At 66.3% G+C, this 24650-nt stretch carries 27 protein-coding genes and 3 tRNA genes; 22 read left to right on the forward strand and 8 right to left on the reverse strand.

Annotation, left to right across the window (positions count from 1 at the left end; all coding sequences use genetic code 11):
- Window positions 1–146: 146 nt before the first annotated feature.
- On the reverse strand, window positions 147–551 hold the full coding sequence (gene gloA2 / locus DIS04_RS14340) for an SMU1112c/YaeR family gloxylase I-like metalloprotein (protein ID WP_111414478.1): 405 nt from the start codon (window positions 549–551) through the stop codon (window positions 147–149).
- Between the two features lie 46 nt (window positions 552–597).
- A complete protein-coding gene (hisC, locus tag DIS04_RS14345) occupies window positions 598–1653 on the reverse strand; it encodes a histidinol-phosphate transaminase (protein WP_111414479.1) in 1056 nt (351 codons plus the stop codon).
- Between the two features lie 116 nt (window positions 1654–1769).
- Here hisC and DIS04_RS14350 point away from each other — a divergent pair, with 116 nt between their 5' ends.
- The 5 genes from DIS04_RS14350 (at window position 1770) to mnmH (ending at window position 6916) form a co-directional block, all read left to right on the forward strand.
- Complete coding sequence (locus DIS04_RS14350; RefSeq protein ID WP_111414480.1) at window positions 1770–2666, forward strand: AEC family transporter; 897 nt, start codon at window positions 1770–1772, stop codon at window positions 2664–2666.
- Between the two features lie 115 nt (window positions 2667–2781).
- Window positions 2782–3231 carry a copper resistance protein NlpE N-terminal domain-containing protein gene (locus tag DIS04_RS14355; protein WP_111414481.1) on the forward strand — a complete coding sequence of 150 codons (450 nt, stop codon included), beginning with the start codon at window positions 2782–2784 and terminating at the stop codon, window positions 3229–3231.
- Between the two features lie 99 nt (window positions 3232–3330).
- On the forward strand, window positions 3331–4707 hold the full coding sequence (gene radA / locus DIS04_RS14360; protein WP_111414482.1) for a DNA repair protein RadA: 1377 nt from the start codon (window positions 3331–3333) through the stop codon (window positions 4705–4707).
- 53 nt (window positions 4708–4760) lie between these two features.
- Window positions 4761–5798 (forward strand): selenide, water dikinase SelD, encoded by a 1038-nt coding sequence (selD, locus tag DIS04_RS14365; protein ID WP_111414483.1) that lies wholly within the window; start codon window positions 4761–4763, stop codon window positions 5796–5798.
- Window positions 5795–6916: a tRNA 2-selenouridine(34) synthase MnmH gene (gene mnmH, locus DIS04_RS14370; RefSeq protein WP_111414484.1), complete on the forward strand. Its 1122-nt coding sequence runs from the start codon at window positions 5795–5797 to the stop codon at window positions 6914–6916. The genes selD and mnmH overlap by 4 nt, the downstream gene beginning before the upstream one ends.
- A gap of 3 nt (window positions 6917–6919) precedes the next feature.
- Here the strand turns inward: mnmH and DIS04_RS14375 are convergent, their stop codons facing one another.
- Entirely contained in the window at window positions 6920–7615 is a 696-nt protein-coding gene (locus tag DIS04_RS14375) for a type 1 glutamine amidotransferase (RefSeq protein ID WP_111414600.1), read from the reverse strand.
- Window positions 7616–7661: 46 nt separating this feature from the next.
- Here DIS04_RS14375 and DIS04_RS14380 point away from each other — a divergent pair, with 46 nt between their 5' ends.
- Entirely contained in the window at window positions 7662–7955 is a 294-nt protein-coding gene (locus DIS04_RS14380) for an MGMT family protein (RefSeq protein WP_111414485.1), read from the forward strand.
- A 52-nt stretch (window positions 7956–8007) separates the two neighbouring features.
- Window positions 8008–8598: a YjaG family protein gene (locus DIS04_RS14385; protein ID WP_111414486.1), complete on the forward strand. Its 591-nt coding sequence runs from the start codon at window positions 8008–8010 to the stop codon at window positions 8596–8598.
- A gap of 18 nt (window positions 8599–8616) precedes the next feature.
- Here the strand turns inward: DIS04_RS14385 and DIS04_RS14390 are convergent, their stop codons facing one another.
- The 5 genes from DIS04_RS14390 to hisB all read right to left on the reverse strand — a co-directional run bounded on the left by DIS04_RS14390 (window position 8617) and on the right by hisB (window position 12057).
- The gene (locus DIS04_RS14390; protein ID WP_245904573.1) at window positions 8617–9084 is read right to left on the reverse strand and encodes a hypothetical protein; all 468 of its coding nucleotides are present in this window, start codon (window positions 9082–9084) and stop codon (window positions 8617–8619) included.
- A gap of 79 nt (window positions 9085–9163) precedes the next feature.
- Window positions 9164–9937 (reverse strand): imidazole glycerol phosphate synthase subunit HisF, encoded by a 774-nt coding sequence (hisF, locus tag DIS04_RS14395; RefSeq protein WP_111414488.1) that lies wholly within the window; start codon window positions 9935–9937, stop codon window positions 9164–9166.
- 3 nt (window positions 9938–9940) lie between these two features.
- Entirely contained in the window at window positions 9941–10699 is a 759-nt protein-coding gene (gene hisA, locus DIS04_RS14400; RefSeq protein WP_111414489.1) for a 1-(5-phosphoribosyl)-5-[(5-phosphoribosylamino)methylideneamino]imidazole-4-carboxamide isomerase, read from the reverse strand.
- Between the two features lie 92 nt (window positions 10700–10791).
- Complete coding sequence (gene hisH / locus DIS04_RS14405) at window positions 10792–11433, reverse strand: imidazole glycerol phosphate synthase subunit HisH (protein WP_111414490.1); 642 nt, start codon at window positions 11431–11433, stop codon at window positions 10792–10794.
- 30 nt (window positions 11434–11463) lie between these two features.
- Complete coding sequence (gene hisB, locus DIS04_RS14410) at window positions 11464–12057, reverse strand: imidazoleglycerol-phosphate dehydratase HisB (protein ID WP_111414491.1); 594 nt, start codon at window positions 12055–12057, stop codon at window positions 11464–11466.
- Between the two features lie 187 nt (window positions 12058–12244).
- Between hisB and DIS04_RS14415 the strand changes: the two genes are divergently transcribed.
- From DIS04_RS14415 to DIS04_RS20495, 15 genes are all read left to right on the forward strand, one after another.
- Entirely contained in the window at window positions 12245–12700 is a 456-nt protein-coding gene (locus DIS04_RS14415) for an acetyl-CoA sensor PanZ family protein (RefSeq protein WP_111414492.1), read from the forward strand.
- Window positions 12697–15048 carry an AsmA family protein gene (locus tag DIS04_RS14420; RefSeq protein ID WP_111414493.1) on the forward strand — a complete coding sequence of 784 codons (2352 nt, stop codon included), beginning with the start codon at window positions 12697–12699 and terminating at the stop codon, window positions 15046–15048. Before DIS04_RS14415 ends, DIS04_RS14420 begins: the two co-directional genes overlap by 4 nt.
- 73 nt (window positions 15049–15121) lie before the next feature.
- Window positions 15122–16213 (forward strand): A/G-specific adenine glycosylase, encoded by a 1092-nt coding sequence (gene mutY / locus DIS04_RS14425; protein WP_111414494.1) that lies wholly within the window; start codon window positions 15122–15124, stop codon window positions 16211–16213.
- A gap of 33 nt (window positions 16214–16246) precedes the next feature.
- Entirely contained in the window at window positions 16247–16519 is a 273-nt protein-coding gene (locus DIS04_RS14430; protein WP_111414495.1) for an oxidative damage protection protein, read from the forward strand.
- Between the two features lie 78 nt (window positions 16520–16597).
- Window positions 16598–16673: transfer RNA gene (locus DIS04_RS14435), tRNA-Phe, on the forward strand.
- A 6-nt stretch (window positions 16674–16679) separates the two neighbouring features.
- Window positions 16680–16754: transfer RNA gene (locus DIS04_RS14440), tRNA-Gln, on the forward strand.
- A 43-nt stretch (window positions 16755–16797) separates the two neighbouring features.
- Window positions 16798–16873, forward strand: a tRNA-Thr gene (locus tag DIS04_RS14445).
- Window positions 16874–16980: 107 nt separating this feature from the next.
- Entirely contained in the window at window positions 16981–17841 is an 861-nt protein-coding gene (locus DIS04_RS14450) for a ParA family protein (protein ID WP_111414496.1), read from the forward strand.
- Window positions 17828–19231 (forward strand): replicative DNA helicase, encoded by a 1404-nt coding sequence (gene dnaB, locus DIS04_RS14455; protein ID WP_245904574.1) that lies wholly within the window; start codon window positions 17828–17830, stop codon window positions 19229–19231. The genes DIS04_RS14450 and dnaB overlap by 14 nt, the downstream gene beginning before the upstream one ends.
- Complete coding sequence (locus DIS04_RS14460; protein ID WP_111414498.1) at window positions 19228–19413, forward strand: hypothetical protein; 186 nt, start codon at window positions 19228–19230, stop codon at window positions 19411–19413. The genes dnaB and DIS04_RS14460 overlap by 4 nt, the downstream gene beginning before the upstream one ends.
- 202 nt (window positions 19414–19615) lie before the next feature.
- Window positions 19616–19957: a hypothetical protein gene (locus tag DIS04_RS14470; RefSeq protein ID WP_111414500.1), complete on the forward strand. Its 342-nt coding sequence runs from the start codon at window positions 19616–19618 to the stop codon at window positions 19955–19957.
- Window positions 19958–20232: 275 nt separating this feature from the next.
- Window positions 20233–20664: a hypothetical protein gene (locus DIS04_RS20490; protein WP_162623076.1), complete on the forward strand. Its 432-nt coding sequence runs from the start codon at window positions 20233–20235 to the stop codon at window positions 20662–20664.
- Window positions 20665–20692: 28 nt separating this feature from the next.
- Complete coding sequence (locus DIS04_RS14485; RefSeq protein ID WP_162623077.1) at window positions 20693–22591, forward strand: ParB family protein; 1899 nt, start codon at window positions 20693–20695, stop codon at window positions 22589–22591.
- Entirely contained in the window at window positions 22588–23235 is a 648-nt protein-coding gene (locus DIS04_RS14490) for a DUF2857 domain-containing protein (protein WP_111414504.1), read from the forward strand. Before DIS04_RS14485 ends, DIS04_RS14490 begins: the two co-directional genes overlap by 4 nt.
- Entirely contained in the window at window positions 23220–24569 is a 1350-nt protein-coding gene (locus DIS04_RS20495; protein ID WP_162623078.1) for an STY4528 family pathogenicity island replication protein, read from the forward strand. Before DIS04_RS14490 ends, DIS04_RS20495 begins: the two co-directional genes overlap by 16 nt.
- Window positions 24570–24650: the final 81 nt, after the last annotated feature.

The raw sequence follows: 24650 nt of genomic DNA on the forward strand, positions 1-24650 counted from the left end.
GGCATCTTTTCAGAAACCCAGCTTCGAAAGAGGCTGGGTTTCGCCGTTTAGGGGCCTCCCACGGAGAGTAGCGGGGAGCCGCCCTGGACATCGTCAGGCATCTTTTCAGAAACCCCGGCCATCTGGTCGGGGTTTTTCTTTGCCTGTCAATTTCGTTCGTAAAGCTCGATAGGGGTGCCGTCGGGGTCGCTCAGGAAGGTGAAGCGGGATCCTGTCAGCGCGTCGGTGCGCACCGGTTCGGGTTCCACGCCGTGTGCCCTGAGCGTACTTACGCAGGCGTCCAGATCGGTGGTGGCCAGGGCCAGGTGACGCCAGCCGCAGGCCTCGGGGTAGCTGGGGCGGGCCGGCGGCTCGGGAAAGGAGAAGAGTTCCAACTGGATACCGCCCGGCAGGCGCAGGTCCAGCTTATGGCTGTCGCGCTCGGCACGGTAGGTCTCGTTGAGGACTTCGGCGCCCAGCACATGGAGATAGAAGCGCTTGGCCCTGGGATAGTCGCTGGTGATCAGGGCGACGTGATGGACTCCCGTCAGCGGGAGGGGCGACGTGGACATAGGGCACCTCGGCTGGGACGGGCGCCTTGCGGCGCCCCGGGATAGATCAACGACAGAGCAGCTCGAAGGCTTCGACCAGGCTGTCCATCTCGTCGTCGGTGCCGATCGAGATGCGCAGGAAGTCGCGCAGCGCCTCGGTGTTGAAGTGGCGTACCAGGATGCCTCGCTCGCGCAGGCCGACGAAGAGCTGGGCGGCATCGTGCCCGGGGTGGCGCGCAAGCAGGAAGTTGGCCTGCGAGGGCAGAACGTCGAAACCGAGCTCCGTGAGCCGCCGTACGGTGCGCTCTCGGGTGGTGATCACTCGCTCCCGACAGGCGTCGAAGTGCTCACGATCCGCCAGTGAGGCGATACCGAGCGCGCTGGCCAGGCTGTCGACGGGATAGGAGTTGAAGGAGTCCTTGACTCGCTCCAGCCCCTCGATCAGCTCGCGGGAACCGATGGCGTAGCCCAGGCGCAGGCCGGCCAGACTGCGCGACTTGGAGAACGTGCCGGTCACCAACAGGTTGGGGAAGCGCTCGATGAGCGGCACGGCGCTCTCGCCGCCGAAATCGACATAGGCCTCGTCGACCAGCACCACAGGTTCCGTCACACGCTGCAGCAGTCTGGCGATGGCGGCGCGCGGATGCCCATGCGCCGTCGGCGCATTGGGATTGGCGAAGATGATGCCGCCGCTATCGGCAGCGAAGGCGTCCAGGTCGACGCGCCACTGGTCGTCGAGCGGCAGGCTGCGTCTCTCGATGGCGTACAGCTTGCAGTAGACCGGGTAGAAGCTGTAGGTGATGTCGGGCATCTCGAGCGGGCGGTCGTGGCAGAAGAAGGCCTGGAAGGCCAGGGCCAGCACTTCATCGGAGCCGTTGCCCACGAAGACCTGCCCCACCTCGACGCCATGCTCCCGGGCAAGCGCTTGCCGCAACGCGAGGGACTGCGGGTCGGGATAGCGACGCAGGTGATCGACCGGGTAGTCGCGCAGCGCCGCCTCGACGCCGGGGGCCGGCGGGTAGGGGTTCTCGTTGGTATTGAGCTTGATCAGCTTCTCGCGCGGCTGCTCCCCGGGGACGTAGGGCGTCAGCTCGCGCACCGCCGGGCTCCAGAACTGGCTCATGGTGTCTCGATTCTCGCTGGGACAGGACGTCGGGCCATGTTGACCGCTGCGAGCTGACCGCGCAAGCCACTAGCGTGCTAGCCTAGGCGCTTTCGCGTGGATGCTGGAACCGAGACATGACCGCCCAGATCATTGCCACCCTGCTGCCGGTCTTCCTGATCGCCGGCTGCGGTACCCTCTACGGCCGTTTCCGCACGCCCGACATTCGCAGCCTGAACACCCTCAACATGGAGATCTTCGTGCCCATGCTGGTGTTCGCGGTGCTGGCGGATCGGCAGGCACCGCTGGCGGATTACGCCGGCCTGGCGCTGGGGGCGGCCGTCGTGGTGCTGGGCTCCGGGGTGGTGCTGTGGCCGCTGGCCAGGCTGCTCGGTCTGGACACCAAGACCTTCCTGCCGCCGATGATGTTCAACAACTCCGGCAACATGGGCATTCCGCTGCTGGTCCTCGCCTTCGGCGATGCGGCACTGCCCGCCGCGGTGGTGGTGTTCATCGTCGAGATGCTGCTGCACTTCTCGGTGGGGCTCTACATGCTCAGCCCCCGTACGCCGCTGTGGCGGCTGTTGCGCATGCCGATCGTGCTGGCGAGCCTGGCGGGCCTGGGCGTCAACCTGGGCGGCATGCCGCTGCCCGGCTGGCTGCTCGAGGCGCTGCACATGCTGGGCGGGGTGTGTATTCCCCTGATGCTGTTCGCCCTCGGCGTGCGCATGCTCGATATCGACTTCGGCGACTGGAAGACCGGCCTGCTCGGCGCCGTGCTGTGCCCGCTCTCGGGGCTGGTCCTCGCCGCGCCGATGATCCTGTGGCTCGAGCTGACGGGGCTGCAGGCGGCAACGCTGTGGGTATTTGCCGCGCTGCCTCCCGCCGTGCTCAACTATCTGGTGGCCGAGCAGTATCGGCAGGAGCCGCACAAGGTGGCCTCGCTGGTGCTCATCGGCAATCTGGGCAGCCTGGTGGTAATGCCCATCGTGCTGGCGCTGGTCTTTACGCACGTGCTTTCAGGGACGGGCTGAAGCGAACATGACGGACCAGGGCAGAGGAGGCTGTCTGCCAGCGGCTTGAGGGGTTATGCTGTGACATACGCTGACATGGTACTTGGCGACAAACCCATAGGTTAGGAGTGTGCAAATGCAAGTAAGGACTCTGCTGGCTGGCTCGGCCATGCTGGCCTTCCTGGCCGGTTGTGCGGCCGGCCCGGCTGATGACCGTGCCGACATGGCAATGGACGATGCCGAAGTCGTTTACCAAGGTACCCTGCCCTGCCGCAACTGCGCGGGTATCGACCTGAGCGTGACGCTGCGAGGTGACGAGCAGGCAGCGCTCGAGGAGCGAACCTTCGACCTGCGTGCCAGTTACCAGGAGCATCCCCAGGAGCCGCCCGACGAAGAGTATGCGGGCAATTGGGAAGTGCTCAGCGGGACCGCCGTCGACCCCGATGCCACCGTGTACGAGCTGACACCGGACGGCGAGGGCCAGGTCTACTACTTCCTGCGCGTCGACGACCAGACCCTGGAGCTGATCGACCCTCAGCGGCGTCGTTTCCAGAACAACGAAGCCCTGCAGCTGCAGCGCCAGTAAGCCCTGGCGCGAGCGGAAGCGAAGGCGGCCTGCGGGCCGCCTTCGCGCGTCTGGCTGGCCTGGTAGAATGGGCCGAACCGAAGCCTGAGAGGGGCCAGCATGGCCAAAGCGAAGAGCGCCTTCGTCTGCACCGAGTGCGGCGCAGAGTACCGCAAGTGGCAGGGGCAGTGTTCGAGCTGCCTGGAGTGGAACACGCTCAGCGAGGTGCGGCTGAGCGCCCCGCGCCCGGGCGCGGCGTCGGCGAGCGGTGCCGGCCGCAGCGGCTATGCCGGCAGCCTGTCGAAGGAGGTCGTCGACCTTGGCAGCGTCGACCTCACCGAGGTGCCTCGGCTCTCCTCCACCTTCGGGGAGTTCGACCGCGTGCTAGGCGGGGGCCTGGTGCCCGGCTCGGCGGTTCTGCTCGGCGGCCATCCCGGCGCCGGCAAGTCGACCCTGCTGCTGCAGACCGCCTGCAAGCTGGCCCAGGCGCGCAAGGTGCTCTATGTCACCGGCGAGGAGTCGCTCTCTCAGGTGGCGATGCGGGCGCATCGCCTGCAGCTGCCTACCCAGGGACTCAAGATGCTGGCCGAGACCAGCGTCGAGACGGTGCTCGCCGTGGCCGAGCGCGAGCGGCCCGAGATACTCGTGATCGACTCGATCCAGACCATGCACCTGGAGGATATTGCCTCGGCCCCCGGTGGCGTGGCTCAGGTGCGCGAGTCCGCCGCAGTGCTGACACGCTTCGCCAAGCAGTCCAATACCGTGTTGCTGCTGGTGGGTCACGTGACCAAGGATGGCACGCTGGCTGGTCCCAAGGTGCTGGAGCACATGATCGATGCCTCGCTGCTGCTCGAGGGCGGCGCCGACTCGCGCTTTCGTACCCTGCGTGGCCAGAAGAACCGCTTCGGCGCGGTCAACGAACTCGGCGTCTTCGCCATGCTCGAGCACGGCCTCAAGGAGGTGAAGAACCCCAGCGCCATCTTTCTCTCCCGCAGCGAGGAGCAGGCTTCGGGCAGCCTGGTGATGGTGGTGTGGGAGGGCACGCGGCCGCTCCTCGTCGAGGTGCAGGCGCTGCTCGACGAGTCGGCGCTGGGCAATCCGCGGCGGGTCGCGGTGGGCCTCGATCAGAATCGCCTCGCCATGCTACTGGCAGTGCTGCATCGCCATGGCGGGCTGTTCACCGGCGATCAGGATGTCTTCCTCAACGTCGTCGGCGGGGTCAAGGTGCTCGAGACCAGCGCCGACCTGGCCGTGCTGCTGGCGGTGGTGTCGAGCCTGCAGAACCGCTCCCTGCCGCGCGAGCTGGTGGCCTTCGGCGAGGTGGGGCTCTCCGGTGAGATCCGGCCCGTGCCCAGCGGCCAGGAGCGTATCGTCGAGGCGGCCAAGCACGGCTTCACCCGCGCCATCGTGCCGCGGGCCAATGCGCCCAAGCGAGCGCCCGACGGCATGGAGGTCGTCGCCGTGGACAAGCTGGCCGATGCGCTCGAGGCGCTGTGAGAAAGCACCGCTCACTGCGATAGAATGACGATACGACCGCCAAGGAGAACGAGATGAGCGCGATTCGCCTGACCCAATACAGCCACGGTGCCGGATGTGGCTGCAAGATTGCCCCCGATGTACTCGACGGCATCCTGGCCAAGGCCGGGCCGGGGGCCACCCATTCGCGTCTGATCGTGGGCAACCAGGGCCGTGAGGATGCGGCCGTGTATGACCTGGGCGATGGCCGCGGCATGATCGCCACCACCGATTTCTTCATGCCCATCGTCGACGACCCCTTCGATTTCGGTCGCATCGCCGCGACCAATGCCATCAGCGACGTCTACGCCATGGGCGGCAGGCCGGTCCTGGCGCTTGGCATCCTCGGCTGGCCGCTGGACAAGCTGGGGGCCGAGATCGCCGGGGACGTGGTGGCCGGCGCCCAGGGCGTGTGCCGCGAGCTGGGCCTGGCGCTGGCCGGTGGCCACTCGATCGATGCGCCGGAGCCGATCTTCGGCCTGGCGGTCAACGGCCTGGTCGATCTCGAGCACTTGAAGCTGAACAAGGGCGCCCAGGTCGGCGACCTGCTGTTCCTGACCAAGCCGCTGGGCGTCGGCTTCCTGACCACCGCCGAGAAGCAGGGGCTGCTGGAGTCCGGCCACCAGAACCTGGCCCGCGAGACCATGCTGAAGCCCAACCAGATCGGCATGGCGCTGGCCAAGGTCAAGGGCGTGCATGCCATGACCGACGTCACCGGCTTCGGCCTGGCGGGGCATCTCACCGAGGTGTGCCAGGCCAGCGGCGTGGCTGCGCGCATCGACTTCCGCCGCCTGCCGCGGCTGGCCGAGGCCGAGGCGTATCGCCGCCGCGGTGCGGTACCCGGCGGCACCGGCCGCAACCGCAACGCCCTGGGAGCGGCGCTCAAGGACATGGACGAGCCGCACTGGCAGTGGCTGTGCGACCCGCAGACCTCCGGCGGGTTGCTGATCTCGGTGCACCCCTCGTGGGAAGACGACGTCGAGCGCATCGGTCGCGAGCACGGCATCGAACTGGCGCCCTTCGGCGAGGTGGTCAAGGCCGAGGGCCAGGCCCTGATCGAGGTGCGTGGGTGACGCTGCCGCTGATCGAGCCCGAGCTCTCCCTGCTGCGCCAGGGACGGGTACTGATCGATGTGCGCGCGCCGGTGGAGTTTGCCCAGGGCAGCCTGCCCGGGGCGGTCAACCTGCCGCTGATGGACGACGAGGAGCGTCGCCTGGTAGGCATCGAGTACAAGCTGCGTGGCCAGCAGGCCGCCATCGAGCTGGGGCAGCGGCTGGTCAGCGGCGGCATCCGAGCGGCGCGTATCGCGGCCTGGCGGGGCATGGTCGAGGCACATCCCGATGCCGTGGTCTACTGCTTCCGCGGCGGGCTGCGCTCGCAGATCGCCCAGCAGTGGCTGGCCGAGAGCGGCGTGGTGCGTCCGCGCATCCGCGGCGGCTGGAAGGCGATGCGCCAGGCGCTGTGCCAGCGCATCGACACGGCAGCCGAACGGCCACTGCTGGTGGTCGGCGGGCTCACCGGCTGCGCCAAGACGGCGCTGATCCAGGCGCTGCCCAATGGCCTCGACCTCGAGGGCTGCGCCCGGCACAAGGGCTCGGCCTTCGGCCGGCATCCGCTGCCGGCACCCAGCCAGATCGACTTCGAGCACGCCATGGGGAGGTGCCTGCTCGAACTCCCCGGCCCGCTGGTGGTGGAGGACGAGTCGCGCCATATCGGCGCGGCCAACGTGCCGCTCGCCTTCTGGCGCGCGATGGAGCGTGCGCCTCGGCTGCGCGTGGAGATGCCCCTCGACTGGCGCCTGGTCCAGATCCGCAAGGACTACATCGACGATCTCTGGGCGATCTATCGCCATCAGTGCGGCGAGTGGCTGGGCTGGACGCTGATGCGCAAGCAGCTCTCGACGGCGCTGGCGAGGCTGAAGAAGCGCCTGGGCCATGCCCGCCTGGCGCGCCTCCAGCGGCTTCAGCAGCTCGCCTTTCGCGAGCACGAGCGCGGTAACCGGCAGGCCCACGAGGCCTGGCTGGCGCCGCTGCTCACGGAATATTACGACCCCATGTACCGCTACCAGCTGGAGAAGCGCGACCCGGAGCGATTCCTGCACGTCGGCGATTGGGACAGCTGCCTGGAAGCCGCACGCACGTGGTCGGCGCAGGCGGCGCGTGAGTCCTCGGGACAGGCCCAGCCGGCCTGAACCTCAGGCCGCGGCGCCGCGTAGCCACTGGCTGAGCAGGCGATCGAGCAGCGGCGCCAGGCGGTCGAAGCGCCTGGCATCGGCCAGGATGCTCTCGGCGGGCTGGGCATGGGGGCTCGCCTCGCTGCCTTCCGGCCTTTCGCTGCTCGCCAGCAGCGCGTCGACACCGGCGCGGGTGATCTCGAGATGGCACAGCAGCCCGAGCGCTCGCCCGGCATCCCAGGCGAAGCCCTGCACCGGGCTACCGGGGCTGCCGCCCAGCGGCAAGGCGTCGTCGGGCAGGGCGAAGACGTCGCGATGCCACATGAAGGCGGTGAAGCGCTCCGGCAGGTCGAAGGGGCTCTGGGGGGCCAGCGTCACCTCGTGCCAGCCGACCTCGGCGTAGGTGCCGCGGCCCACCGTGGCGCCGAGCTCGGCGGCGATCAGCCTGGCGCCCATGCCGATGCCCAGCAGTGGCTTGTTGCCGTCCAGCGCCCTGGCAATCAGTTTGCGCTCGCGCTTGAGCCAGGGATGGCGCTCGTCGTCGAGGATGTCCATGGGACCGTCGAGCAGGATCAGTGCATCGCCGTCGGCCAGGCTCGGGGGCGCCTCCCCGGCGTGAAGATGGAAGACGGTATGGCTGTGTCCCATGCTGGTCAGCCAGTCGGCGATGCGGCCTGGGCCATGGAGCGGGCTGTGCTGGAGAAGATGCAGGTGCATGGAGACCTCGCCATTCAGGAGATGCGAAAAGGGAGCGGCAGCGTACATGAAACCGGCACTGCGGGAACAGATCCTGACCATCCTGGCCGCGATACCGCCGGGGCGGGTGACCACCTACGGTCGCATCGCCGCCATGACCGAGGGCGCTACGCCGCGCCTGGTCGCCAGGGCGCTGCGCGAGCTGCCCGACGACCATGGCCTGCCGTGGTTTCGGGTGATCACCGCATCGCGTCGGGTGGCCGACCATCCGGGCGCCCTCGAACAGCGCCAACGGCTGGTCGCCGAGGGCGTGCTGTTCGATGCGCGGGGGCGCGTGGCGCCCGAGGCGCTGTGGCCATGAGCCCAAGGCGTCCCATACCTTTCATCTGACCGTCAATTCACGAGGAGAATCCATGAGCCAGCCATCCGCGGGCTTTCATGAGCGGCTGCAGGCGCTCTCGCCGGATCGACAGCAGGCCTTCATGGCGGCGCTGTGTGAGCGGCTGCTGCCCAACTACGCCCTCTACGCCCAGATGACGGGGTCCGGCAATCCGGCCGGCTTGCGTGCGATCCTCGACCTGGTATGGGAGCAGCTCAGCGTGCGCGAGGCGCGCATCGACTTCGAGCGCCAGGCCGAGAAGCTTGCCGAACTCGAACCACCGGCCGACGACGACAGCTTCGGCGCCCGTCGCGCCGTGGAAGTGGTGGTCGCGTTGAGCTCGCTGCTCGACACCCTGCGTGGCGGATCTCCCGACGCCGTGCTCGAGGTCAGCCGGATCTCCAAGGGCGGGGTGCGCGCCTACATCGAGCTGACCGAGGGCGAGGAGGATGCCGGCCGGCTGGCGAAGCTGGTGCGCGAGCATCCCCTGATGGCGGACGAGAACGATTTCCAGGACGCCGTGCTCGAGGCGGCGGAGGGCAAGCTAGACCGCGAGGCGCTCAAGGCGCTGCGGCGCCTGGGGCGCAACGACGGCGTGAGCAATCTGGGGCTCGAGGCCGGCTAGGCGCGGAAGGGCCGACGCCTAGAACCGGATACCGCCGATGATCATGGCGCCGGCGGTACCGAACACGACCAGGTCGACCTCGACGCGCCCCCACTGCAGGCCCACGCTGGGCAGGGCGGCGGGTGCCGTCCCGTAGCGATTGAACGGAATGTTGTCCTGGTACTCGCCGCGGTAGCCGTGCAGCAGCCCGGCAGTCAGCTTGGCGCGCACGGTGACGTTATCGCTCGGATGCCAGAGGGGGAACTCGCGCCCGCCATAGAGGTAGAAGGCTTCCTGGTCGAAGGAGGTCAGGAAGCGGGCAGCGCCGACCAGCCAGCGCTGCGGGTTGTGCAGCTCGAGGCCGATCAGTTCCTGGCGGTCGTTGTGATCGGGCTGGGAGTCGAAGTGCCGCGTGACGAGGCTGGTCTGCAGCAGCGCGTGATCGAGTTCGAGCCGCGGAGGCCAGCTCGGGTGCTGGGCGGCCTGGCACACCGGCAAGGACAGCACGGCCGCGACCAGGGCTGCAGCGCTCCGGCGCCCTATGGCCTTGCCTACGGCCCGCACGCGCATGCTCCTCGCCGCCGCCTCAGAGGCGCATCTCGATGCCACGCTCGGCCATGTAGCGCTTGGCCTCGGGGATAGTGTACTCGCCGAAGTGGAAGATGCTGGCGGCGAGCACTGCATCGGCGCCACCCTCCCGTATCCCGTCGACCAGGTGATCCAGATTGCCGACGCCGCCCGAGGCGATCACCGGCACCGTCACGGCATCGCTGATGGCGCGGGTCACGCCCAGGTCGAAGCCCGCCTTGGTGCCGTCGCGGTCCATGCTGGTCAAGAGCAATTCGCCGGCGCCGTACTCGACCATCTTCCTTGCCCAGGCCACGGCGTCCAGCCCGGTGGGGCGCCGCCCGCCGTGGGTGAAGATCTCCCAGCGCGGCGCTTCGCCTTCGGCGGAAACGCGCTTGGCGTCGATCGCCACCACGATGCACTGGCTGCCGAAGCGGTCGGCGGCCTCGCGCACGAAGTCGGGGTTGTTCACCGCGGCGGTATTGATCGAGACCTTGTCGGCACCGGCGTTGAGCATGGTGCGGATATCGTCGCAGGTGCGGATGCCGCCGCCTACCGTCAGGGGGATGAATACCTCGCCGGCGATGCGCTCGACCATCTCCACCGTGGTGTCACGGTCTTCGTGACTGGCAGTGATGTCGAGAAAGGTGATCTCGTCGGCGCCCTGCAGGTTGTAGCGCTGGGCAATCTCCACCGGGTCGCCGGCGTCGCGGATGCCGATGAAGTTGACGCCCTTGACCACGCGCCCGGCGTCGACGTCGAGACAGGGGATGATGCGTTTGGCCAGTCCCATGATTCAGCTCCCGGCTCGGTCGAGCCCTGCAGTCAGTTCGTCACACAGCTTCTGGCCCTCGGCCACGTCGAGGCTGCCTTCATAGATGGCCCGGCCGGTGATGGCGCCGAGGATGCCCGGCTCGCCCGCGGCCACCAGGGCGCGCAGGTCGTCGAGGTCGGTCACCCCGCCCGAGGCGATCACCGGCAGCCCGCCCTCGCGGGCGAGGGCCGCCGTGGCCTCGACGTTGACGCCGTTCAGCATGCCGTCGCGGGCGATGTCGGTGTAGACGATGCTGGAGACGCCGTCGTCGGCGAAGCGCCTGGCCAGATCCACCGCCTTGACCTGGGAGACCTCGGCCCAGCCGTCGGTGGCGACGTAGCCGTCGCGGGCATCGAGGCCGACGATCACGTGGCCGGGAAAGGCGCGGCACATCTCGCCGACGAAGGCCGGCTCCTTGACCGCCTTGGTGCCGATGATGACGTAGGAGACCCCGGCGGCGAGATAGTGTTCGATGGTATCGGCGCTGCGGATGCCGCCGCCGATCTGGATGGGCAGCTCGGGCCAGCGCCGGGCGATGGCGGTCACCGCCTCGCCGTTGATCGGCTTGCCCTCGAAGGCGCCGTTGAGGTCGACCAGGTGAAGCCGGCGCGCCCCGGCCTCGACCCAGCGCGCCGCCATGGCAACCGGGTCGTCGCCGTAGGTGGTGGCCTCGTCCATCCGCCCCTGCTTGAGGCGGACGCACTTGCCGTCCTTGAGATCGATGGCGGGAATTACCAGCATGTCGTGTCCTCTCGGTGCGCTCGCGGCGCCGGGTTGTCGGGCGGCCAGGCCGGCGGAAAATGAACGCTGCGCCTGGATGACCTGGTGGAGCCTCAGGGCGCCCAGGTGACGAAATTTTCCAGTAGCTTGAGTCCGGCCCGTGAACTCTTCTCCGGATGGAACTGCACGGCGAAGGTGGCGTCACGGCCAATGGCCACATGGGCATCGACATGCCCGTAGCGGGTGGTGCCGTAGACGCAGGCGTCATCCTCTGCCGCCACGTAGTAGCTGTGCACGAAGTAGAAGTGCTCGTCCTGGTCGATACCCTGCCACAGCGGATGCTCGTGGTACTGGCGCACCAGGTTCCAGCCCATGTGCGGCACCTTGAGGCGGCTGCCACGGTCATCGACCATGTCGGTGGGGAAGCGCTTCACTTCCCCGGCGAGGAAGCCCAGGCAGGTGATGCCGCCGCTCTCCTCGCTGTGGTCGAGCAGCATCTGCTGGCCGACGCAGATACCCAGCAACGGCTTGCTCTGCTTGGCCAGCAGCTCCTGTACCAGTCCCCGCAGCTCGGTCTTCTCGAGCTCCCCCATGCAGTCGCGGATCGCCCCCTGGCCGGGCAGGACCAGGCGGGTGGCACCCTGGATGCGGCGTGGGTCGCGGGTGATGACCACGTGCTCGTGGGTGACGTGTTCCAGCGCCTTGGCAACCGAGTGCAGATTGCCCATCCCGTAGTCGATGACGGCAATGGTCATGGCGGCTCCTTTCTGATTCGCTCGTCTGCGCTACAGGCAGCCCTTGGTGGACGGCATCTGCCCGGCCATGCGCGGGTCGGGCTCCACGGCCATGCGCAGGGCGCGGCCGAAGGCCTTGAAGATGGTTTCGGCCTGGTGGTGGGCGTTGAAGCCCTTCAGGTTGTCGATGTGCAGCGTGACGCGGGCGTGGTTGACGAAGCCCTGGAAGAACTCCCAGAACAGCTGGGTATCGAGCCGGCCGATCGTGGCACGCGTGAACTCGACGTCCATGTACAGCCCGGGGCGGCCGGAGAAGTCGATCACGACGCGCGACAGGGCCTCGTCCAGCGGCACGTAGGCATGGCCATAGCGGTGGATGCCGCGCTTGTCGCCGATGGCCTGGCCGAAGGCCTGCCCAAGGGTGATGCCGAGGTCCTCGACGGTATGGTGGTCGTCGATGTGCAGGTCTCCCACCGCCTTGATGTCGAGGTCGATCAGGCCGTGGCGCGCCACCTGATCCAGCATGTGGTCGAGGAAGGGCACGCCGGTCTCGCAGTTCAGCCGACCCTCGCCATCGAGATTCACGGTGACCGTGATCTGGGTCTCCTTGGTGTCACGGGTTACCGTGGCGATTCGCTCGGACATGTCGGACTCTCTCTGGCGCTGGTGCGCGTCGCATGGTATGGGCCCGGCGCGGCCAAAGGCGGCTCCCGGGCGGGCAAGCCACTGCGCTTGCCGTCATGGGCCGTCCATTATAGAGAATCGTCCCCCCCATCCGCTACAATGCGCCCATCACAGCGGCGGCTCCATGCCGCGGCGCAGGGAGACCGCCATGCCGGTAACGCTTCACCACGTAGACAAGAGCGTCTGGGCGTCCGACCCACAGGTGCAGCACGACTTGCAGCGAATCTATGCCGATGCGCCGGTCGAGCGACTGGGCAGGGGGGTGGACGCCTTCCTCCGCGAGCACCTCGAGGCCGGCCACTTCTTCGCCTGCGCACGGTTCAACGATCGCCTGCTGGGCGCGGTGGCGGTGAGCGCCGACGATCAGGCCTGGTGGCTATCGGAACTGTGCGTGCGCAAGGCCACCCGGCGGCGCGGTGTCGGTTCGCGTCTGCTGGCGCTGGTCAGCGATGCCGCCCGCACCGCGGGCCGGGAGCTGCGCACGCACTCTTGGCAGCTGCCGGTCGCCGATCAGGTGCTGCTGACGCGTCTGGGGTATCGCCTGGATATCACCGGCGACCATTTCGTATTGGCTCCACCGCTGCAAGGAGGCGGTAATCCATGAAGCGACTGTTGCAGATGCTGCTGGCCGCCATCGGGGTACTCGGTGTCGTGGTGGCGGCGGCCGTGGTCTATGTCACGACCTTTCTCGACCCCGAGGACTTCAAGCCGCGACTGGTCGAGGTGGTGCGTGAGCAGAGTGGATTGGAGCTGACCCTGGACGGGCCGCTCTCCTGGTCGTTCTATCCGCGCCTGGGGGTGAGCGTGGAGCAGGCCGAAGGCCGCCTCCCCGAGCAGAGCGACGAGGAGGCACCGTTTCTCGCCTTCGCCCATGCCGAGGTCAGCCTTGCCTTCGCGCCGTTGCTGCGTGGCGAGATCGCCATCGAAGGGCTGACGCTCGATGGCATGCAACTGAGCCTGGCGCGCGACGAGCAGGGGCGCGGCAACTGGGAAACACTGCTACAGCGTCTCGACGAGCGCCGCGAAGGGGCGGAGTCGGCGCTGGCGCCGGCCAGCGCGGGGCCCAGCCGGGAGAGCGGGAACCTCGCCGTGGCGCTCAACATCGCCAGCGTCCAGGTGCGCAATGGTGCGGCGAGGTACCGCGACCTGGCGGAGGGAACCGAGTGGATGGTCGAAGAGATCGATTTCTCCGGCACCAACGTCAATCCCCAGCGCGCCTTTCCGTTCAAGTCCTCCTTCCGCTTGAGTTCCCATCCCTCACTCGACTGGCGGGAGCAGGAGCGCAGCCCATCCCTGGAAAGCGACATCTCGCTCGAGGGGCGAATGCGCCTCGTCCTCTCCGAGCGACGCTACCTGCTGGAGGGGCTCAAGCTCAATACCGCCAGCGCCCTGTCGGGCGTCGAGGGCCGGCAGCGGGTCGATCTCAGCGGGGAGCAGTTGATCCTGGATCTGTCGCAGCAGCGTCTGCAGCTGCAACAGGGCCGACTCGAGGCCGGGCTACAGCATCCCGGCCTGGGCGAGGAGCCGGTGCCCCTGGCGCTGGCGCTGGAAGTGGATGCCGACCTGGCGGAGAGCACGGCACAGCTGCGCGACCTGCAGCTGACCGGGCCCGATGAACTGAGCGTGAGCGGGCATCTCAACCTGGCCGACCTCGATCAGTCGCCCAGCTACAGCGGCCAAGTCAGCGTGGCGCCCTTCTCGCTGCGCCCCTGGCTCTCGCGCCTCGACAAGATGTCCGAGATGGCGGACCCGGAAGCGCTCGCCGACGTGGCGCTCACCAGCCCGGTGAGGGGCGACCTGAAGCGCCTCGAGCTGGCGGGCCTGACCATGGTGCTCGATGGCAGCACTTTCACCGGCAGGCTGACCACTGGCTTCGACGGCCAGCTGGTCGATTTCGAGCTGCAGGGCGACCGTCTCGACCTGGACCGTTACCTGCCCCCGGCCGAGCCCGTCGACGACAGCGCCGCCCGGCGCGACCTCCCGGGCATCGACAAGGCCTACGCTCAGGATGCTGCCACGCTGGTGCCCGTCGAGTGGCTGAGCCAGCTGGCCCTGGACGGCGAGCTCGACCTGGCGCAGCTGCGCCTGTCCGGGCTCGACTTCACCGAGGTAGAGCTGGCTCTCTCCGGCAGCGACGGCGAGCAGCGCCTGGATCGCTTCGAATCGGTCTTCTACGACGGCGAGCTGAGCGCCAGCGGCGCTCTCGACCTGACCCGCGAGCCGATTCGCTGGCAGCTACGGCCCAGTCTCTCACGGGTGCGCCTGGAGCCGTTGCTCCAGGCCTTGAACGACGACGACGACGCCCCGGCGCCGCTGCGCGGTCGACTCACGCTCGACGGCGAACTCGAGACGCGCGACAACCGCTGGCCGGCGCTCAAGCGCAACCTCAACGGGCGCCTGGCGGGGCACATCGACGAGGGCGCCGTGCTCGACGTCAACGTGTCGCAGGAGCTGTGTTCGCTGGCGGCCGCGGTCGAGGGCAGCGAGACGAGCCGAGAGTGGAGTGCCGATACGCGCTTCGAGCGCGCCGAAGCGAGCCTGCGCATCACCGATGGCGTGGTCCGCAGCGAGGACATCCTGGTGCTCATCCCCGGCATCGAGCTGGGCGGCAGCGGCGAGTTCGATCTGGGCAGCGAGCGCTTCGACCTGCGCGCCGCCGCCCGCTTCGTCGACGGCGCGGATGCGGCCTGCACGGTCAACCCGCGGCTGGAACGCGTGCCCCTGCCGGTGCGTTGCAGTGGAGAGCTGTCCGGGGAGCGTGGCGAATGGTGCCGCTTCGACCGTGAAGCCTTCCAGGGGACCCTGGCCGAGCTGCTGCGCGACGAGGTCTCCCGGCGTGCCGGCGACGAACTGGAGGAACGCCTGGAGCGCCCGCTCGAGAAACTCGAGGAGCGCCTGGGAGAGGGGGCCGGTCGGGAACTTCGCGACACCCTGCGTGGTCTGTTGAATTGAACACCAACAAGCCAGTCCCTGCGCCGACTCACCGTCGGCGCTTTTTTTCGTCACGTCTGCGTGAAGGTGGTTCATGAGTGAAATGCCTGCGCCGGTGCTCGACGCCGCCGTGTTCCAGCGCCGCCTGTTGGGGTGGTTCGACCGCGAGGGGCGTCACGATCTGCCCTGGCAGCGCAAGCGCACGCCCTACCGGGTCTGGGTCTCCGAGATCATGCTGCAGCAGACCCAGGTGACTACCGTGATACCCTACTTCGAGCGCTTCATGGCGCGCTTTCCCGGCCTGGCCGAGTTGGCGGCGGCCACCCAGGACGAGGTGCTGCACCTGTGGACAGGGCTCGGTTACTATGCCCGCGGACGCAACCTGCACAAGGCGGCCCGGCGGGTCATGCACGAGCACGCGGGCGAGCTGCCGGTGGAGAGCCACGAGGCGCTGGCGGCCCTGCCCGGCATCGGCCGCTCCACCGCCGGGGCCATCATCGCCCAGAGCACCGGCCGGCGAGCGGTGATCCTCGACGGTAACGTCAAGCGCAGCCTGGCCCGCCTGCACGCGGTGGAGGGTTGGCCCGGGCGGCCGGCGGTGGAGCGCCGGCTGTGGGAGCTGGCGGAACACTACACCCCCGGGCAGCGCGTCGCCGACTACACCCAGGCCATGATGGACCTCGGCGCCACCCTGTGCCGCCGCGGCACCCCCGAGTGCGGCCGCTGCCCGTTCGCCGACGTCTGCGTGGCCCATGCCCGCGGCGAGCCACGCCGCTTCCCCGAATCGAAGCCCAGGAAGGCGCTGCCGACGCGCACCACGCAGATGCTGGTGCTGCGCGACGCCGGGGGCCGGGTCCTGCTCGAGCAGCGCCCCGCCAGCGGCTTGTGGGGCGGCCTGTGGAGCCTGCCCCAGTTCGACGACCGGGAAGCGCTGCGCGGCTGGCTCGGCGCGCACGCCCCGCGGGCCGAGCTAGAGCCGGCCTGGGCGACCTTCCACCACACGTTCAGCCACTTCAGGCTCGAGATCACCCCGCAGCCGGCGCGGATCGACGGGCTGGATTCGGTGGGCGAGGGACGTTGCTGGTACGATCCAGGCAACCCCGGGCGCATCGGCCTGGCGGCGCCGGTCAAGTCGCTGCTCGCCTCGCTCGCTCCGTTCGCCCTGAGCGCCCCGCAGGGGCCCTGAGCGCCCGGCTACCTACACGACGAGGAGTACGTCATGAGCCAGACCGTTTTCTGTCGCAAGTACCAGCAGGAGCTCGAGGCGCTGCCGTTCCCGCCGCTGCCGGGAAAGAAGGGCCAGGAGATCCAGGCCAGCGTATCGAAGCGCGCCTGGGAGGAGTGGCAGGCGCTGCAGACCCGGCTGATCAACGAGAAGCACCTCAACATGCTCGATCCCGAGGCCCGGGCCTACCTCAACGAGCAGATGGAGCGCTTTCTCGACAATCGCGAGACCGACCAGGCGGAGGGCTATGTACCGCCCGAGCGCTAGCCTGGATCACGGCATCTGCATGAAACGAAAGGCTTGACGCTGCAAGGATGATCTTGTTTAATACGCACCGTTGGCAGCGGCCAGATAGCTCAGTCGGTAGAGCAGGGGATTGAAAATCCCCGTGTCGGCGGTTCGATTCCGTCTCTGGCCACCACACTGCTGGGGTATCGCCAAGTGGTAAGGCACCGGTTTTTGGTATCGGCATTCCCAGGTTCGAATCCTGGTACCCCAGCCACGCCAACCCTATCCGATCTGCATCTCGCCTGGATCGGTCCCGAGCCGGCATAGCTCAGTTGGTAGAGCAACTGACTTGTAATCAGTAGGTCCCGGGTTCGACTCCTGGTGCCGGCACCATCTCGGGGCATCGAAGGGTTCGCAGATCAGTCACAGCCTCCCACCTGTGACGCAATGCCAAACAGTCCGTTGATCACCGTTCTGTCCAACAGGAACGGGGATTTGGCATGCGTATTACCGCGATACTTTCCACTAAGGGCGGCGTGGGCAAGACCACGACCACCGCCAACACCGGCGGATTGCTGGCCGATGCAGGGCTCCATGTCCTGCTTATCGATCTCGATAGCCAACCGTCGCTGTCGAGCTACTACCCGATCACCGCCCACGCGCCCGGCGGTATCTATGAACTGATCGCACTCAACGAAACCCGCCCCGAGCGGATTGTCTCGCGCACGGCGATCGACGGGCTCGACATAATCGTGTCCAACGATTACCAGGGGCAGCTCCCCCAGCTGCTGCTCAACGCCCCAGACGGGCGCTTTCGGCTCTCGCATCTCCTCGGTAGCGGCGCCCTCGCCGACTACGATGCCATCCTGATCGACACCCAGGGCGCACGCTCCATCACCCTGGAGGCGGCCGTGCTGGCGGCCGATCATCTCCTCTCCCCGATCACGCCCGACCTCCTGTCGGCTCGTGAATTCGTGCGCGGCACGATCGGCATGCTGGACGAGCTGGAAACGCTCACCCGGTACACCTCACTCTCTGTTCCGCCGCTCTCGCTGCTCCTCAATCGCCTCGATGAGACCCGCAATGCCCGCGACATCACCCAGAGTCTGCGCGGCATGTTCGAGAACGATCTGCGCGTCCATGTCATGGACGCCCACATCCGCTTGCTGGCGTCCTTCAAGATGGCCGGGGCCGCGGGGGAGCCAATCCATCGATTCGAACCGGTCAAACCCGCCAGGCGCGTCACTCCCGCCGGTGCCGACCTGATCAAGGCCATGGTCAAGGAGATCAATCCGGATTGGGCTAAGGCCATTGACGCCCTGTCCCCCAGCAAGGGGGGGCTGTGTCATGTCTGCCACTGACACCCTCACCATGCCGGCCACCAACGCGGCCCTGTTCGGCTATTTGCCGCCGCACAGCGTCGAGGCGGAGCAGTCCCTGCTGGGCGCCCTGATGCTCGATAATGCCATCTGGGACGATGTGGCCGATCGACTGTCGAGTGCCATGTTCTACCGCCCGGAGCACCGTCTGGTCTTCGACGCGATGCGGCAACTGGGCGATGAAGGCACCCCCATGGACGTGGTGACCCTTTCGGAGGCCCTAGAGGCCAACGCCCAGCTTGAGCGCATCGGGGGGCTGACCTTCCTCGCCGAGCTCGCGCGCAACACCGCCTCCACGGCGAATGCCGTGGTCTATGCCGGCATCATCCGTGATCGGTACCAGCTTCGGCAGCTGTCGCACACCTGCATGGAGGTGAACCGACAGGCCCTCAATCCCGAGGGACGGTCGGCAAGTGTCATCATCGAGGAGGCCGAGCGGGAGCTGTTCCGCATCGTCGAGGATCAGCCGCAGGAGCCCAGCAGCGTCAGCGTAATGCTCAGCCGTGCGGTGAATGTCATCGATGCCGCGTGCCAGTCCGACGGTGGCATCACTGGCGTCCCGACGGGCTTCGCCGATCTCGATGCCATGACCGCCGGCTGGCAGCCCGCCGATCTGATCATCCTCGCCGGACGACCCTCTCAGGGCAAAACCACCCTGGGTCTGAATCTAATCGAGAACGCCCTGTTCTCGGCGGCCATCGCGGCGCGAGGACCGGTGTTCGTGTTTTCTCTGGAGATGCCCGAGGAACAGCTGATGCTGCGCTTGCTGGCCAGCGTCGGCCGCCTGTCGCTGCAGAAACTGCGTACCGGCAAGCTGGAAGATGAGGACTGGCCGAAGCTCACCGCCGCCGTGGCGCGGGTGAAGAAACTGGAGGGACGGCTGTTCATCGATGACGAGTCGGGCATCTCAGCCTCGTCCCTCAAGGCTCGCGCCCGACGCCTGGCGAGGCGTCATGGGCACCCCTCCCTGATCCTCATCGACTATCTGCAACTGCTCCATGAGCCGGGCGGCGAGAACCGCAACCTCGAGATCAGCACGATCAGCCGGATCCTCAAGGAGCTGGCCAAGGATCTCCGCGTGCCGGTGATCGCCCTCTCGCAGCTCAACCGTCAGCTCGAAACCCGCCCCAACAAGCGGCCCTGCATGGCAGACCTGCGTGATAGCGGAGCCATCGAACAGGATGCCGATGTGATCGCCTTCGTCTACCGCGATGAGGTGTACCACCCGGATAACCCCGATAACCAGGGGCTTGCCGAGCTGATCATCGGCAAGCAGCGCAACGGGCCGATCGGCACCGTCAATCTCGTGTTCCAGGGCGACTGTACCCGATTCGAGACCCTGGAATGGAAACATCGGGAGGTGACGATATGAAACTCCAACAGCTTCCTGAAGTAAGTCAACTCGCTTTCTTGCTGGCTCTGGCCCGCACTATGCCGCATCGCTATCCAGCCATGGAGCGTCAGGCCTATTCGCAGCCGCTGTCGAGGGAGCGCGCCAGGCAAGAGGCGATGAGACTGCTGGGCTTCGAGGTCAACACGGAGGACCGGGAATGAGAAGCGAGACCCTCAACGACTCCAGCACCGTGTATGTCCACTGGGTGGAAGATTACGTCCTCCGACGGCCTGGCCTATCACTGCTCATCGATGGCGGCACTTGGGGCCGCCCAACGTGGTGGGGCGATGCCGATAACTTGGAAGCGGCACTGGAGATCGCCAAGACCGGGCGGCGCGGGAGGCAGCAGGGAGGACATCTCTCATGACCCTTATCGAAACCGTTCTGGGAGCAGAGCCGATCGTCTACATGGACTGGTCACGCCCCCTGTTGCTGCGATCCTTGGGACTTGATGCCCAAATTCTGACCGCCAACCCCTTCGAGTCCCCTATGGCGGACCGCTATGAGGCCGGGGAGCTCGCTTGTACGGAATCTCCCGAACTGTATGGCGTGACACCTCCCGAAGGGTATCGGCTGCTGACAAGCGGGCCGTCCGAAGATGGCGAGCTGGTTTGGGCCATCTACGTGTGCCCCGTCACCCGTCTCGGCGAGCGGTTCCTGGAAGAGATCAGCGGGGCGGACTGCCGGGAGGTGCGCCATGGTTGATTACCTTCGCGGAACTAAACGTGGGATCGAGCGCGTCGTGCGCTATGCCGAGGCACACGGCTGGAGTGTCGAGCGTACTCGGGGTGGCAACGTAAAGCTCAGCAAGTCCGGATGCTCCCCAGTGTTCACTAGGTTCACACCCAGCGATAGCAAGCGCTCTGCGGGCGTGACGTCGACGCAACGAGAGGGACTGACCCATGGCTGACCTCATCAAGCTCCATCGACAGCCGCTGTCGACGGGATGCCGATACTTCGAGATCCCTCGGTGGAACGTCATGACACTAGGAGTAGGCACCCAGCATCTCGACGCCTTCCGTGACCGGTTCCAGGCCTGGCTCGAGGTGCGCCCTCATCGCCAGACCCGTCACAACCACCAGACGCTCTCCCTGCTGGCCGATTGTCGGGTACTGCTGCAGGCCGCTACTTGCCGCCTGAGTACACCCCATGAACGCCTGCGCTGGCAGGTCCTGGAAATGAGCGAACTGACGGATCGCCAACTGATGCTCGTTATCCTCGACACCCTTGGCGAGGTCGATCGCAGTCTGATCGCCCTGCGTCGCGACGAGTGTCGCCTCACCGGCGAACCCGACCGGGAACTGACCCCAATCATTCACAACCTGCTCCGGTTCGTTCGGCGAATCGAACACCTGCTGGACCCAGCGCCGGGTAAGGTGCTGACGCTCAAGGAGGATTCATCGCATGAGTAAACATAGGCACCCCTCCCAGGAGGAGCTGATGGAAAAGCTCAGGACGCCGGGACCGGCCCTTCAGAGCGAGCCGGTCGAGACCGTCGGTCCGCCTCTGGCCGAGCAGGGGATCGAGGTCACCCTGGACAAACTGCGGCCTTACGACCGCAACCCCCGGACGCTGCGCAACCCGAAATACGAGGAGATCAAGGCCTCGATCCGCGAGGTCGGGCTAAAGCATGCACCGGTGGTCACGCAGCGTCCCGGCGATGACAAGTACATGATCAGCGACGGGGGCAACACCCGACTGCAGATCCTGCGCGAGCTCTACGAGGAGACAGGCGAGGAGCGGTTCCGCAAGTTCCACTGCATTTTTCGCCCCTGGGTCTCCGAGGCGCATATCCTCGCCGGCCACCTGTCCGAGAATGAGACCCGAGGCGACCTCTTCTGGATCGAGAAGTCGCTGGGTACCCAGCAACTCAAGGAAACGCTGGAGGCCGAGGCCGGCAGGACGCTTTCCCAACGTGAATTGGCCAAGCGTGCCAAAGAGTTGGGGTTTGCTCTGAACCAAAGTCACATCAGCAAGATGCTCTACACGGTCGAGCACTTCTGGCCGACGCTGCCCCTGACGCTGGAAAGCGGTATGGGCAAGGATCAAGTCCAGAAACTTATCGGTTACCGCGAGGCCTGCCTGCTAATCTGGCGGCGCTGCGAGGTCGACGAGAGCGACTTCGGTCCCGCCTGGCACGAGACCATGGCCTACTTCGATCACGAAGGCCAGACGGTACTGCCGTGGTCCATCGTCGAGGACCGCCTGCTGGGTATGCTCGAGGATGCCACCGGGGCGCACCTCAATCCCATCGATTACGCGCTGCGGACGATCCTCGATTTTCGCAAGCGGCGCTGGTCACTCGAGGAGCACGACGAGGATATCTGGCGGCCGCTTGATGTGGAGATGGAACGCTTGCGCGATCCCGATGCGCATCCCTTGACCTATTTTCCGCCTCTGCCCGGTGAAGAGAGCAAGGGGGAGAGTGGCCGGCGGCGGGCGAATGCAAGACCCACCCAGCCGCAGGAACCGGATTCCATCCCCTTGCCACCGTCTCCGTCAACTGTCCGGAACGACGGGAAGATGGATGACCCGAACCGACAGCAGGATGAAGAGCAACCGGCGGCCACTTCCCGACACGAGCTCGAGGAGCTGAGGCAACAGGTGGAACGCCTGCAGCAGGAGAATGCCTCGCTGCAGAGCCCGCCGTCCTCATTCCAAGCGGCGCCCGATTTCGACGTTGGTGATGACACGGAACTGTCGATGCCTCTGGCTGCCCCGTCCGAGCCGCTGAATGACGAGGAGTGTCAGCGGCGCCTCGATGCCCTGAGCCTGGGAAACAGCCAGGACTCGGGAGAGACGGAGAGTTTCCGGCGCACCCGCGAATGGTTGAGTCGCCAGCAGGGCGAGGAGCCCATCGACTTCGAGGACAACGCCCTGCGTGCCGTGCCGCTGCGCTCGGCAGAACCGATCTATCCGGTCATGGACATCTGGGCCATCGAACCGGCCTTTCGTGACGCCGACCGCATGCGCACCGAGATCGGCTATTTCGCCGTGGCCATCGCTCGCTGGGGCGGCATCAATCTTCCTCACGAGCATCAGGCCGTGATTCCGCATCACGTGAAGCCACATTACAAGGGCCTCGGGTACCACCTCGAGCCGCTCTCGGACGAGCAGGTTCAGAGCCCCCGGGCCCAGCGGGTCTGGCAGCTATTGGCGGGGCTGATCGGCGAAGTGAATCCCGCTTATCCCATCGATGTCACCCTGATGGGTGAACTACTGGGTACAGCCTCGAATGACGACATCTTGCCCGACGAGATCCTGGTGCGCCTTTACCGCATGGTGCGGTTGATGCGCGCCCTGCGAGCACAACTTGGCGAAGGGGGCGAAGACTCATGAGCATGCGGACGTTGACTCATGCACTGCTGGCCCAGGCGATTGGATACGTGAGGGAGGGCAACATGCGCCGCGCCCGGGCCCTCGGCTTCAGCGATGATGAGCTCCGTGAACTGCGGCGCATGTCCGCGACGGATCTGGCATCGCTGGCTAGTGACGGTCCCGCTGTGTGCCGTCTCTCCGTCGATCACGAGATGCTGCTGGCAATCATGCGACGATTGACCCAGGACCACGATCGCGAGCTGCAGATTGATCGCTGTCTGGCGCTCGGCGCGAGCGTTCAGATGATGGGCGACTTCTTTGGTCTCACCGGTAATGATTGCTCGACCCGCCGCTCCTTGCTGGGCCTCGAGACGCGACAGGGCCGTCTGGCCATGCCCGTGGAGGAGGATGAACATGATGCCTGGCATCGCTGGCAGCAGATCGCTCAGGAGCCCCAGGATCCTCAACGGGCGCCTGAGGACATTCGGGGCATGATGGTGTTGGCTGAGGAGACCGGGATCCCCTTGGCCGTGGTCTGGCATCTGGTCAAGGCTTGGACATCTCCGGATGAGCCGCTTAGCGAGCTCCCTCACCACGATGAGCCGGAGGAGGACGAGAGCGAGGATAATCAACTGACGGGAGGGCGGGTATGGGCCGCCATGTAGCTGACTGGCGAATTCTGGTCGGTCGCGCGGCAGCAGCCATTACCCAGCGCCGAGGCCCTCATGCCTCGGCGCTGGAGAGTGGCGACGAGAGTCCGGATGGCCTGCTCTTCCTGGGTAATCCACACGAGACCGTGCCGCGTGCGCTGTTACTCGATCGTCGTCTGGGTGCCGTCGACATCCTTGGCTGGCAGATGATTCGTTTACTGGCCAATGCGGATCGCACGACAGCCTTCCCCACCTACGACGACCTCCAGCCACTGCTGCGCAATGGCGTCGATAGCCAGGCTTCCCGGGGAACCGTTGCGAGGGTTATCGCCGTGCTGCGATTGACCCGGTGGCTGAGTCTGGCGCATCGCGCCAGGAACGAAACCAATGGTCGGGTTATCGGCAATGTATACGTCCTGCATGACGAGCCGGTGGATACAGCGGAAGCCAGTCTGCTGGATGACGGCTACATCGATTTTGTCTTGCAGAGCTGTCGTCACAAGAACCGCATCGTGCGAGAGGTCGCGATTACCATGCGGGCCGAGCTCGAAGAAGCGGGTGCCCTTTCCGATGCGGGTGCCGCGGACCTGGCCGCCGACATTACTCCGGTGACGAGGCTGAATCGTCGGTCTCGGCGTTTCCAGGAGATGCAGTCGCAAGAGAGAGCTCAAAGTTCACCTTGTGATTACGGACAGTTCGCGATCGATTCCCGACAGTTCGCCACGCGAACTCAGTCGAAAAACAAGGGTTTATCACTTAGTTCTCCACGCGAACTAAGTGGCCCTGCTTCGCGAACTGACCTCAGTTCTCCACGCGAACTCATTGAGGAATCAATGCCTTATCGCTTAGTTCGCGACGCGTACTCAGTCCCTACAGTAGTACGTAGTAGTAAGATACTTACTACGAGTACCAGTATTGGAAACCAGGACTCGCGACACGAGCTGTTCTGGTCGGATCATCTCGAGCTGAGCGCCGATGAGAGGCGGGTGCTCAAGGATGGAATGAGCGACCTGCCCAACGATATCCGTCAGGCGGTCTTGGACGAAACGTCGGGACGCGTGGCCGCCGGCAAGAGCGACAATCCGCGAGGTCTCCTCCATGCATTGATACGGCGTGCCAAGACGGGGGAATTCCGTGCAACCCGATTCGCTCAACAACAGGCAGAGCGCCGTGGTGAGCGTTACATCACGGACACTTCGGACTCGGACAAGTCCCATTCACCAAGTGACACATCGCCGACAAGGCCCGTTCCAGCCCACCATTTCGTGAGCCCACCGCCGGCAGTGACTCGCCAAGAGGCGGAAGCGGCCAGAGCGGAAATGCTCGCGTCACTAGGAATCAAACATTAGGCGGGAGCACAGGAAACACGTTTCTGTGCAATTACGTTTTCATATAGCCCGCCGTAGAGCGCACGCGCCACAGTGCAGATC

Origin of the sequence: Billgrantia lactosivorans (assembly GCF_003254665.1) — a bacterium.
GTDB classification, from domain to species: Bacteria; Pseudomonadota; Gammaproteobacteria; order Pseudomonadales; family Halomonadaceae; genus Halomonas; species Halomonas lactosivorans.